This window comes from Clostridium culturomicium, assembly GCF_000821305.1.
Taxonomy (GTDB): domain Bacteria; phylum Bacillota; class Clostridia; order Clostridiales; family Clostridiaceae; genus Clostridium_J; species Clostridium_J culturomicium.
In genome coordinates, this window is record NZ_CCXK01000016.1 from 144,099 (window position 1) to 156,640 (window position 12,542).

General features: G+C 33.8%; 12 protein-coding genes and 1 riboswitch. All 12 genes read right to left on the reverse strand.

Annotated features, from left to right (window positions below):
* Positions 1-131: 131 nt before the first annotated feature.
* The 12 genes from BN1075_RS10180 to BN1075_RS10245 all read right to left on the reverse strand — a co-directional run bounded on the left by BN1075_RS10180 (position 132) and on the right by BN1075_RS10245 (position 12,490).
* Entirely contained in the window at positions 132-1,232 is a 1,101-nt protein-coding gene (locus BN1075_RS10180) for a BMP family lipoprotein (RefSeq protein ID WP_040193036.1), read from the reverse strand.
* A gap of 41 nt (positions 1,233-1,273) precedes the next feature.
* Complete coding sequence (locus BN1075_RS10185) at positions 1,274-2,365, reverse strand: BMP family lipoprotein (RefSeq protein WP_040193037.1); 1,092 nt, start codon at positions 2,363-2,365, stop codon at positions 1,274-1,276.
* Between the two features lie 214 nt (positions 2,366-2,579).
* Positions 2,580-3,740 (reverse strand): glycine/sarcosine/betaine reductase complex component C subunit alpha, encoded by a 1,161-nt coding sequence (grdD, locus tag BN1075_RS10190; RefSeq protein ID WP_040193038.1) that lies wholly within the window; start codon positions 3,738-3,740, stop codon positions 2,580-2,582.
* A 35-nt stretch (positions 3,741-3,775) separates the two neighbouring features.
* Positions 3,776-5,317: a glycine/sarcosine/betaine reductase complex component C subunit beta gene (gene grdC / locus BN1075_RS10195; protein WP_040193039.1), complete on the reverse strand. Its 1,542-nt coding sequence runs from the start codon at positions 5,315-5,317 to the stop codon at positions 3,776-3,778.
* A gap of 222 nt (positions 5,318-5,539) precedes the next feature.
* Positions 5,540-6,844: a glycine reductase complex selenoprotein B gene (gene grdB, locus BN1075_RS10205; protein ID WP_081911552.1), complete on the reverse strand. Its 1,305-nt coding sequence runs from the start codon at positions 6,842-6,844 to the stop codon at positions 5,540-5,542.
* A gap of 218 nt (positions 6,845-7,062) precedes the next feature.
* Positions 7,063-7,530, reverse strand: a complete 468-nt coding sequence (gene grdA / locus BN1075_RS10210; protein ID WP_081911553.1) for a glycine/sarcosine/betaine reductase complex selenoprotein A — start codon at positions 7,528-7,530, stop codon at positions 7,063-7,065.
* Positions 7,531-7,598: 68 nt separating this feature from the next.
* Positions 7,599-8,885: a glycine/sarcosine/betaine reductase component B subunit gene (locus tag BN1075_RS10220; RefSeq protein WP_040193044.1), complete on the reverse strand. Its 1,287-nt coding sequence runs from the start codon at positions 8,883-8,885 to the stop codon at positions 7,599-7,601.
* A gap of 95 nt (positions 8,886-8,980) precedes the next feature.
* Entirely contained in the window at positions 8,981-9,310 is a 330-nt protein-coding gene (locus BN1075_RS10225; RefSeq protein WP_040193045.1) for a thioredoxin family protein, read from the reverse strand.
* 32 nt (positions 9,311-9,342) lie between these two features.
* On the reverse strand, positions 9,343-10,266 hold the full coding sequence (trxB, locus tag BN1075_RS10230) for a thioredoxin-disulfide reductase (RefSeq protein WP_040193046.1): 924 nt from the start codon (positions 10,264-10,266) through the stop codon (positions 9,343-9,345).
* A 13-nt stretch (positions 10,267-10,279) separates the two neighbouring features.
* On the reverse strand, positions 10,280-10,660 hold the full coding sequence (locus BN1075_RS10235; RefSeq protein WP_040193047.1) for a GrdX family protein: 381 nt from the start codon (positions 10,658-10,660) through the stop codon (positions 10,280-10,282).
* Positions 10,661-10,782: 122 nt separating this feature from the next.
* Positions 10,783-10,956, reverse strand: a riboswitch (glycine riboswitch).
* A 202-nt stretch (positions 10,957-11,158) separates the two neighbouring features.
* Positions 11,159-12,010 (reverse strand): DegV family protein, encoded by an 852-nt coding sequence (locus BN1075_RS10240; protein ID WP_040193048.1) that lies wholly within the window; start codon positions 12,008-12,010, stop codon positions 11,159-11,161.
* Positions 12,011-12,022: 12 nt separating this feature from the next.
* A complete protein-coding gene (locus tag BN1075_RS10245) occupies positions 12,023-12,490 on the reverse strand; it encodes a tRNA (cytidine(34)-2'-O)-methyltransferase (protein ID WP_040193049.1) in 468 nt (155 codons plus the stop codon).
* Positions 12,491-12,542: the final 52 nt, after the last annotated feature.

Consider the following 12,542-nt stretch of genomic DNA (forward strand, 5'->3'; position numbering starts at 1 on the left):
TCACTTACAAGGTGAATATAACATAACTTTAGACAAAAATCAAATAAAAACGACTAATTAAAATAGTCGTTTTTATCAATTAATATTATCTAATTAGAATAAATAAAATTTTCTATCTTTGTTTTTACTTTTTATTGAACTTTAAAATTCATAACTTCAGTTCTTGTAGGTGGTACAACAATTTCTCCTGCTTTTATTTTATTCTTATAATCTTCAACCTTTACAAGAACATCTTCAGGAGTATTTACAGATGATGAATCTGCCACACCCACTCCATCGTCTGCTATACCTATAACTTTAGATCCCCCTTTAAAATTCCCGTCAACTTGAGCCTTAACCGCATCATAGGTAGCTTTATCAACTCTTTTAACCATTGATGTAAGAATAACATCAGCATATTCAGGTAAAGAAATTGCTTGATCCATATCTACTCCAATAGCCCATACCTCTTTGCCTTGATCTTTAAACTCTTTTGTTGCCTGTAACATTCCAATTCCAACTCCACCTGCAGCATGATAAATTACATCACATCCTGATTCATACAAAGATTTTGCTAATTCATATCCTTTATTGGTGTCAGCAAAGGAGTCTGCATATTTAACTGTAGCACCTGGTGTGCTTCCATCAGTGCTGATTAACCCCGTAGCTGCTTCTGGGTTTACAGATGCAACTCCAGCAGCAAAGCCAGCTTCAAATCTAACAATAGTATCTTGATCCTTTCCACCAATAAAACCTATTTTATTAGTTTTTGTTACTAATCCAGCAATAACTCCAACTAAGAAAGATCCTTCCTCTTCCTTAAATGTTATGGATTCAACATTATCAGCTTCAACAACTGAATCTACAATACAGAAATTTGCTTCCGGATTATTTTTAGCTACCTTTGCAACTGCATCAGCTAACTGATAACCTACAGCAAATGTTAAGTTACACCCATTATCAACTAAAGCCTGTAAATTAGGTTCATAATCTTCTTTTTTCTGAGCCTCTATAGCTGTATAATTTACACCAAATTCTGATTTTGCTTTTTCTACTCCTTCATTGGCAGACTGGTTAAAGGATTTATCATTAATTCCACCTTCATCAGTTGAAAGCCCTATAGTAATATTGGATCCAGATGATGAACCTCCGCTACTTCCCTGATTTTTATTATCACTTCCACCACAACCAACAAATATTCCTGCTGTCATTATCAATGACATAATTATTGCCGTAACTTTTTTCATTTTCATGGAACTTCCTCCTTATGTGATTTATTATTTTTAAATGTAAATTAACTTATCTTAAACTCCATTACATCTTGTCGTGTTGCTGGTACAATTATTTTTCCATCTTTAATCTTGTTCTCTAGCTCATTAACCCTTGCAAGAATTTCAGGAGAAACCTTTTCAGATGTTGATTCTGAAACTCTCACTCCTCCTTCTGCAATTCCCAAAACCGTTATTCCAGTTTCAAAATTACCTTCAACCATGGATTTAGCAGTATCATATGTAGCTTTTTCAACATCTTTAATCATTGATGTAAGTATTATTTCTGCATATTCTGGTAAAGAAATTGCCTGATCCATATCAACTCCAATACCCCAAACTTCCTTACCTTCCTCTTTCAACTGTTTAGCAACTTGGAACATACCTATTCCAACTCCTCCAGCTGCATGATAGATAATATCGCACCCTGATTCATATAAGGACTTTGACAATTCATATCCTTTATTTGTATCTGCAAAAGAATCTGCATATTTTACAGTTGAACCTGGAGTTTTTCCATCTACACTAATTAACCCTTTTGCTGCTTCTGGATTGACTGCTGCCACACCTGCAGCAAACCCTGCTTCAAACTTAACAATGGTTTCTTGATCTTTTCCACCAATAAATCCAATCTTATTAGTTTTAGTTGTCAATCCTGCGATTACTCCAACCAAAAATGAACCTTCCTCTTCTTTAAATACTATTGATTTTATGTTATCTCCTTCAGCCACAGTATCTACAAGACAGAACTTCATATCCAGATTGTTTTTAGCAACAGTAGTTATAGCATCAGCTAATTGATATCCTGTTGCAAAGGATAACTGACACCCACTATCTACAAGAGCCTGTAAATTGGGTTGATAATCTTCTTTCTTTTGAGACTCTATCACTGTATATTGAAATCCGAATTCTTTTTCCGCCTTTTCAAGACCAGTGTTAGCAGACTGATTAAAGGATTTATCATTTGCACCACCTTCATCAGTAGCAAGTCCTATAGAAATACCCGATGTCTCATTATTACTTTCTCCACTAGAAGTATTACTGCTGCCACATCCAACTATGGATGCAGTAATTATAACTGTCGACAAAATTGCTGCGGTAAATTTTTTTATCTTCATCGAATATCCTTCCTTTCTTTTTCATTTTAAATTATAAATTTCTAATATTATTATGCTTTATATCATTTCTTATATACTCATCTGATAAATATCAACAAGCTCTATTTTTGATGAAATTTTTTCCTTTATAACTGATATATAAGAATATATTTTTAATAATAAAAAAGAAGAATCATAAACTTTGTAGTTTACAATTCTTCTTAACATTTAAATATTATGCAATAAACTCTGAATCAATTAACACCTTTTTAGCAGCTTCTCCATCTTCTTCTGCAACAAGGATTATTGGACCAGTACATCCCATACCGCTTTCTGAATAAATATTTTGTTTCCATAAACACTTACATGCATTTTCAAGTTCCAAAATATCAACTCCAGCAATAGAATAAGTTACTACCTTTTTAGGCGGTGCTGTAACTTCCTCTTCAGCCACTGATTTATTGTTTTTTTCTGTTACTTTTTTAATAGCAGCTTCTAATCCTGCTTCATTAGCAGCCTTATATTCTTTTCTAGCTATATCTAGAACTTTATTTTGTGTACAAGTTGCACAATATCTTAAAGCTTCTGCAATAAGAGGTGCCCCTGAAGCTCTTGATACTATATTAACAACCTTATCATAGTCTTCACCAATTCCTGGTCCGTAACCACTTCCTGAAATCTCATAGTTACCACCTGTTGTGAAAGATGAGAATATTTTTATTAATAAATTTCCTGTTAAGGAGTCACAAACCATAACATCTGGAGTTCCTGCTAAAAGATCATTTCCTCTCATAACAGCTCCACCATCAGCTCTTAATGAATCACTAAAATTAATTTCATATCCATTACCTTTAATATCATTAAGAATTCTTTCAACCTGTCTTGCGCCATCTAAATTTAATATTCCAACTGTTGGATTTTCAATTCCGCAAGCCTTTGCTACTGCTATTCCTGAAACAGCATTTTTAACCATTCCTTCAACTCTGTTAGTTGAAGTTGTTCCAGTAGTAGTTGCTATTATAAGTTCTCTTCCAAGTCCTGGTGTTATTACTCTTCCAACAGTTGAAACTCCGATTGGGAAATCAAAATGCTGAGTAACACAACCATCAATCTCTCCAGCTTCAAGCATTGTAGTCATTCTCTTATGACCTTCCTCTGCTGATTCAACCACTACACTTTCAAAGCCTTCAACCTCTTGTCCTATTAGAACAATTTCAAAGTCATCATATTTCATCTTTGCTAGTCTTGCAGCTTTTATCATTTCGTCAACACCATGCTCAGATCCAAGAATAGTAAGTCCTATTCTAACCTTCTTTTTAAATTGACCACTTTTTATTCCCTGTGCTATATCACTAAATACTTCAGCAATCATTGCCTTAGTAGATTCTTGGCTCATTCCTACACCCCTTTTCTTTATGCTTTAGAAACACTCTACTTAGATTCACTTAAAAGATAATCAGCAAATTCTTTCATAGCATCTGCAACCATCATTTTAACTTCTTCTTTGCTTACTGTATTTTCAGCATTCTCTTGAAGTCCGCTGTTTTTCTCAACTAATATAGAAACTCCATCAAATAGGTTTGTCATTCTACCTAGGAATAAGCTACCTTTTCCAATTACCATAAAGTTATTTAACACACCACTTTTAATATGCTCTATTCCATGTCCAATTATTGGCACTCCTGATGGAATATGACCTTGAGTTGGTGCAAATCCTGGGTATCCATGCTCTTTAATAAAGTTAGGTAATTCTTTTCTATCTAACTGACCTTTTTTAACAGCTAAAGCTCCTATCATCTTATAGTTTTGAGTAGGAACGTCTCCTGCACCTGCTGGTTCTGTGATTTCTGGAGTCTGCATTTCTGGAGCGAACTTATCTACATCTGTTATTTTAAGTCCTGCCTTAGTTAACGGATCTAAAACTAAAGCCTCTAATACAGCTTGAGGAGATGCTCCATGTCCAATTGTATGTCTTCCAATAATATCTGTTCTTAATACTGGACTAACACCATCATTTTGAGAAACAAGAACAGCAAATCCACCTAAGCAATCTTCCATGATTGGTAAACCTTTCTTTAAGTGATCTTTTCCATTCATTCCAAGTTTAGCTGTAGCTCCTCCAGCTATAACTAAAACATTTTTGTATATTCCACTTTGTACTAAAGCAGATGCATTAATTAATGCATGGCTAGGTCCAGCACAGAAGCCTCTCATATCAATTCCTGTTGCTCCGCTTAAGCCAATTACTTCACCAATAGATTTTGCAACGTTTCCGCCACCTCTTTGGTTCATATCTCCTATTGCTTCTTCTGAACATTCAATCACATATTCAATTTCATTTATATCAATATCTAAGCCATCAACAAGATGCATTCCTGCAATAACTGCTGATGCCTTTACTACTAAGTTTTCTAACATATAGTGAGCAGAAAGGTTAGGATCAAACTCATGTGCTCTTCTAACACATCCAACTAATTTACCATCGATATATAATCCTTCAGCTCCAACATTTGAAACTAAATCTTCAACCTTTTCAAAACTATCACCAATTACTTTTTCAGCTTTAGCTTTTAACAAAGGATGTACACTTAATTTTTCTCTTATTTCATTTGCAAAACCTTCTTCTAAAACAACTAGGTCAAATACATCTGAAATTTTCATTAAGCCATAGAATTCATCTTGTGGCATAATTTCACCAAACTTACCAAATCTATTAGCTCCCTCAATAGTATTGTTTAACCATGGTCTAGCAATTTCGCTTAACTGTTCTGGAGTTATGTTTCCAACATAAGCTTGATTTGGCGGATATGCAACTACTTCATTGAAAGGTCTAAGACCATTTTTTAAGTTTTGAAGATATTCTGAATCAGGATTAGTCTGTCTTTCTAAAGTTTGTGTAGTTCCATTATGTATTACCATATCTGGAGTATTTACTAAAATATAAGATGCTTTTTTAACAACTGGAAAATTCATTTCTAATACCTCCTTAATTCTTGTGCAAATAAACATTTATAGTAATAAATTTTGCACCATCTAAAATAAATAATTTACTTATCCTTTGTTATTCATTGTACATAGTGCAAACCACTTATTACTTAATTTTTATCATTAACTATTTAAATTAAGTGATTGAAGCTTCTTCTTCAATCACTCAATTTAAACCGTATTTCAATCAAAATATTTCAAATATTATCTTTATTCGAAAATATTCTGACCTTCTACTGGAGTTTGAAGTGCTTGTAATGCCTTTTCTACAAGCTTTCTTCTTAAATTATATTCTTCTTCTTTTCCTAGGTTTGGATTTCCTAGTGGGTGAGGTATAGCTACAGTTGGTATTATTCTATTAGCTCCAACTGTTAAAGATACTGGTGTAATAGTACACATGTGAACTACCGGAAGTCCAGCTCTTTCTATTTCTTTAACAAGCGTTGCACCGCAACGTGTACAAGTTCCTCACGTAGAGGTTAATATAACAGCATCTACACCATCAGCTATTAATTCTTTAGCTGCAAATTCACCATACTTCTTAGATGATGCTACTGCTGTTCCATTTCCAACAGTAGAATAGAAGTATCTGTGTAAAGATCCTATTTTACCTTCTTTTTCAAGATCTCTTAAAACGTCAACTGGTATAACTCTGTCTGGGTCTTCGTTTGCATAAACAGGGTCATGTCCACCATGAGCAGTTTCAAAATTCTCTGATGTTAAATCATCAATTCCCTCTATATCGTATTTACCGATTTTAGAAGCTGATGATGATTCAATATGATCTGGGTTTCCCTTTGGAACTATTCCACCTGATGTTACTATTGCAATCTTAGCCTTAGTAATATCCTTTATTGGTGCATTTGGTTCAACTCTATCAAAGTTTGGCATTTGGAATTCAGTAACAAACTCTTCACCTTTAAGCTTTTTAACAAGCATATCTACGGCTCTTTTTGAACCTCTTTCCTTAGCAAAGAAATTCTTTCTGATTCCTCTTTCAATATAGTTATCCTCTGCTGGAGTTCCAACACCCTCGCCTTTAGCTAATTTAACAGCTAAGTTAGCTATCTTTGGAAGAGCATCTCTCATTCCAACAGCACTATTTCTTGTAGAAACTATATATATATCTTTTTTGTACATATCAGCACCTGGATTCTCAATATACATTGCTGAAAGTACAGGAATGTTTAACTCTTCTTGTACAGTTTTACAGATTTCACCACAAGCAACACCATATCTTCCAGCATTGAAAGCAGGTCCAGCTATAAATAAATCTGGGCTATACCCTTTAATCATTTCAAGAATTTCAACCTTTGCTTCTTTAGTATTTTCAGCAAAGTAAGAATCTCCACAGATGATAGTAGCAACTATTTCAATATTTTCTTTCTTTAATAATCCATTTAAACCCATTCCTGGTCCTACAAAACCTTCTTGAACCTGAGGTTTTATATCAGCTTTCTCTTCTCCGCCTATTCCTGCGTAGAATTGGTTTATATAATGAACAACTTTTAACATAGGCTCCTCCCCCTTTCTGGGACTAGTTTTATTATTTTGTCATCTTATACTAATTTAGAATATAGAATTAAGAATGATGATTGAAATTTCTGACACAATTTCTTTTATGTAATTTTTAAAACGCTTCTCGAGTTTTACCTACATTCAAACATTCTTAATTCTAAATTTTATTCAAGTAATGATACTTATTCAATCAAAGATTTGGTTTAAAACTTTAATTATTGAAATTTACAGAATTGGTCTCTTACAGATTTAACTTCGTTTACGATGTCATCTACATCAAGAACCATTTCCATCATACCGCACTGCTCATCATAGATTGCAGCATCACACTCATCTTTAACTTCTGCTTCTAACATATGGTAAACTCTTAATCCTAGCTCAACACCTGCTAAAGGACCAGCATAAGTTGGGTCTCCAGCACAAACTGTCTCTGCTGATAAACCTGATGCTTCTGCCTCAGCTCCACCTATTACAACTACCATGTTTTCAGCACCATATTTTTCAGTTAAATCTTTAACTCTTTGTTGGATCTCCAGATCCATTGCACCTGCAGCTGTTCAGACAAAGCATTCTGTTGATGCAAAAACTACTTCTGCTCCTGCTGAAGCAACACAAGCTTCGATTGCTGGTCCTGGTATTCCGTCTCTATCGCCTATACAAATGGCCTTTTTACCTTGTAACATATATCTCAATCTCCCTTATATCATCATTTTTAACTCCAGAGGAGTTTCCATTTTAATTCTTTATTTAACTAGAATGTTCTAGCTGTTAATGTATTAAATCCAACCTCACTTGTTGCTCCTGTAATAACTTGGATTTCAGCTTCGATTGAACCATCTTCCATTAAACTACCCATGTGTCCACCTGCAATAATGTTTGCTGCATCTACATGTCCGATAACTCTTTTCATTGGAGGTAAAACTATTACTTCGTTAGCATTTCCACCAGTTACTACTGCATCACCCTTAGGAGTTGAATCTGCTAATGACTGTGATTTTCCATCTTGCCCAGCATATTCATCTGTAACTAAAACAGTTTTCACACCTTTTGCTGTAACCTTATTACAGTTCATAACTAAGTCAGCATCTGGATTTCCAAATCCCTCTTCAGATATAATTGCAGCATCAGCACCTAAATACTCAACAAGCTTTGCAACCATATTGGAAGATCTTTCCTTATCTGCAAGATAAACGTTCTCGTTTGTAACTATACAGCCTAAGAAGTTGAAGTCCTTACCATGTCTCTCATATAAATCTTCAATTATAGGATGATTCATATGTACATAAGTAGGGTTCTTATCACATGCAGAAACGCAGTTTCCACTTACTACAGCACCATCAAACACTTCTGTTGGATATAAGAATGTAGGTATTATCTTCTTACCGTCAACTCCATAAACATAAGTGTCATGAAGAAGTCCTTGTGTTTGAATCATGTATACATACACAACTTTAGGTAACTCTGGATACTGTGCAGCCTGCTTTAAAAGTGGTAAAGTTTCGAAACTTTTTACTTCATCTGGCTCTACATTTCTTCCTGCTTCTCCAAGATAATTTGCAGCTTTAAATCCAATCATTCTTACTGCTTCTTCATGTTCGTGTTGTAATACACCTTCTTTAGGTTCGCAGATTATAACTAAGTTGTTTGTTTTTGAGAATGGAGTGTATTTAGCTCCCTCTCCACACATATCAACAATACCCTCTTGGAAACCTACAATCTTACCTGTTGTAACAACTGCAGCTCCTTTTAATACATGAGTTTTTCCTGAACCAACTGTATCAACCTTACTTACGAAACCTGGGAAAATTCCGCCAGGTCCTTCAACTTTAACTCTTGGTTCTACAACATCCTTTACCGGAATAATTCTTACTTCTTCACCTGGTCTTGCTATATCAAATTCAATACTTTCTATTCTATCGTCACCTGATACCGCATTTAATAGTTCTTCTTTATTTACATAAAGAACACCATTATCTATTTTTGTTTCTGAACCAAATTGAAGATCTTTGATAAATATCTTTCCAATTTCTAGACGCAAAACCTTCACCCCCTAAAATATTCAGTAAATTGCTTATTAATATATTTAATCGGGAGGATAACCTCCCTTATTAAACTACAATTTAAAAGTTATTATTATAATGTTTCATAGTAAGCTTTAATAAAGCTCTCAATGTCATCAATAGTTGTTATCTTATCTGGAGTTATTGTTTCTACACAAGCTCCTCCATTATAAATCTTCATTGTTGGAAGACCTAACACCTTTTGTCCTATAGCAACTCTTCTAGCTCCACCGATATTTAAGCTTGCGAATTTTATTTTATCACCATATTTAGGCTCTAAATCGTGTACAGATGGCATTAACTCTATACAAATTTCGCATTTATCTCCCCAAAAATCAACAAAAACCGGTTTGTCACTATTAAGTACTTCTGCTTCAAAATTCTCTTTATTTAGTTCTAACATGATATTTCCTCCTTATTTTACTTCAATTATAATTAATGAAGATTTTCTATATAATGCTCTGCACATGTTGCTGCTATAGCTCCATCTGCAGCTGCAGTTATAACTTGTCTTAATAATTTTTCTCTAACATCTCCTGCTGCAAATACTCCAGGTATATTAGTTCTCATTTCTTCGTCAGTTATAATATCTCCTCTGCTATTCATGTTAACTTTTCCTTTAAACAATTCACTTATTGGAAGGTATCCCACGAATACAAAGCATCCATTAACTTCTAACTCTGAGCTTTCCCCTGTTTTAACATTCTTAATAGTTAAACTTTCAAGAATTTCATCTCCATTTGCAGATTCTACAACTGAATCCCAAATGAACTTAATTTTAGGGTTTGCAAAAGCTTTCTCTTGTAAAGACTTCGCAGCTCTTAAAGCATCTCTTCTATGAATTACTGTTACAGACTCACCAAACTTAGCTAAGTATATAGCCTCTGTTATAGCTGAATCTCCACCTCCAACAACTGCTATATCAAGATCTGTGAAGAAATCAGCATCGCATGTTGCACAATATGATATTCCTTTACCTCTAAGCTCTAGCTCATTATCAAAACCACCTAGTCTAGGAGTTGCACCAGTTGCAATTATAATAGTTTTTGCTTCATAAGTGCCTTTTCTGCATTTTATAACTTTTACTTCACCTTCAAGCTCAACATCTAATACTTCATCTTTAACAAATTCAGTACCAAATTCTTCTGCCTGCTGTCTCATTCTTTGACTTAAAGTAGTACCAGTACAATTTTCAATTGAACCTGGATAATTTTCTAATTCATCTGTTGTTGTTGCCTGCCCACCATATTTTGCTCTTTCAATTATTAACGTTTTCATTCTTGATCTTGAAGCGTATAATCCTGCTGATAATCCTGCTGGACCACCACCAATAATTATAGTATCAAAAATTTCTGCCATAACAATTCCCCTCCTAAGTAATAGCATGAGCTATCAAATCTAAATCAATTACTTGAAAATCTAATAATATTTTTTCACTCCAATTAGGAGTGTTAAAATCTCTGATAAATTTTTCTGTTGTAGCTATAGCACTCTCAATAATATCAAGAGAGCCAAAATCTACTCTTTCTTCTCTTTTTTTAGAAATACATATTGTCCTATATGGAGTTTCATTAGGCTTCACACTTCCCATTAAAGGGTGGGTTAAAAGCCTATTTCCAAGATGTACATAGTCTCTAGCTTTTTTTAGAATATCAATCTGAGTACCATTTTCTATGTATTCAACCACGTATTTATTTTCAAATGCTGACTTGGACATAGGATTATTAGTAATTATAAAAAGTGGCTCTATCATTTCGTCCTCCTAACAAATATAAAAGGCATAGGGTAAGAATATATATAAATATATTCTTACCCTATGCCTCTGTATTTTAACCTGAGAGTTTTGCTCCTTCGGTGCTATGCTTTCCAGAGTTTTGTCAATTTTCGATCCTTTTGCCTGAGAGTTTCATATTTATCTCGGGTAATAAACACTTGCTTCTTCGGCCGTCCATAAGTTCTTTTTGTCATATAAAACATTCAGGATATTACTCCTAAGAACTAGTCATCCAATCGTTGAATTCCTAATGGACTGTCTCTCGAAAATATCATCCAAATTCACTTTTCTCTTTACAATTGTAGTATATACCAAATCATTGTTAAATTCTACACAAATTCAAAAGTAATGTATTTGATTTCGTAATATTATCTATTTATTTATTCAATTCAAAATAAAGAATATTTTCTAAATATTCCACCCGAATAAAAAAGCCTTAGATACCAAGGCTTTTTAATATAATAAAATATATAATTGCTAATGCTTTTCAACAAAAAATATACCACAAGCATTTTTACCTGAATGTGTTCCTACAACACATCCAACACTTGACTCTATATATTCAATGTTTTTTTCCTGAAGATACTCAATAATTCCATTTAAAACCCCTCTATTATCTTCATCGGCTGCAGCATTAAGAACTACAGGTTTAACTTCCTTTGAAATTCCATTCTCTTCAAGATAATCAATAAGGCATCTTAGAGCTTTTTTACTACCTCTAACCTTATCCCTTACTACCATCTCTCCATCTTCCACAGCTAAGTTTAACTTTATACCTAAAAGTCCACCAACAAAGCCCGTTGTTTTACTAAGTCTTCCACCCTTAACAAGGTTATCTAAGGATTGAAAGTTCAATGTACTTTTCACATGCGGCATTATAGACTTTACCCCTTGAACAATCTCCTCAGCATTTTTCCCTTCCTCTTTAAGGCTACATGCTTTTAACACAAGCACACCTAAACCGGCAGTAACATTTTGAGAATCAACAACATGTATTTTATCAGTTTCAAGCATTTCTTTTGCTATACATGCAGACTGGTAAGTACCACTCATTTTAGAGGATAAATGTAATGTTACTATCTCATATCCATCTTCAATATATGATTTAAATATTTCTGCAAACTTTGCTGGAGGTATTTGGCTTGTCTTTGGCGCTTCACTACTTTTGTCCATCTCTTCAAAAAAAGTATTTATGTCTATATCTACACCATCAAAATAAGTTTTCCCATTAACCGTAACTTGAAGCGGTAAACATAACACATCATTTTCTTGAAGCAACTCCTTAGGCAAATCACACGTGCTGTCTGTTATAATTTTTATCTTATTCAAAGCTAACCCCCCTTATTTCATATGTTTAAATCCAAGCTGTCTTAATCCTTCATAAGCAATAATAGCTACAGTATTAGAAAGATTTAAAGATCTTTCAGTAGTATCTATCATAGGTACCTTTATAAGTGTTTCCTTATTCTCTTGTCTAATATAGTCTGGAAGCCCACTTGATTCTCTTCCGAAAACTAAAAAGTCACCTTCTTTAAATTCTGCTTCATGATAATACTTTGTAGCTTTCGTAGTACAAAAATAAAAATTACTCTCTTTATATTTCTCTCTTAATGCTTCATAGCTTTCATGAATCTCTAAGTCTAACAATGGCCAGTAATCAAGTCCGCATCTTTTCACTGCTTTCTCATCTAAACTAAAGCCTAAAGGTTTTATTAAGTGTAGTTTACAATTTGTAAGTACACATGTTCTTCCTATATTTCCAGTGTTTTGTGGAATTTCTGGTTGAAATAATACTATATTTAAATTCACTTCTGTTGCCTCCTAAAACTAAACCTAAAAAGGCTTACTAAACTATATAATA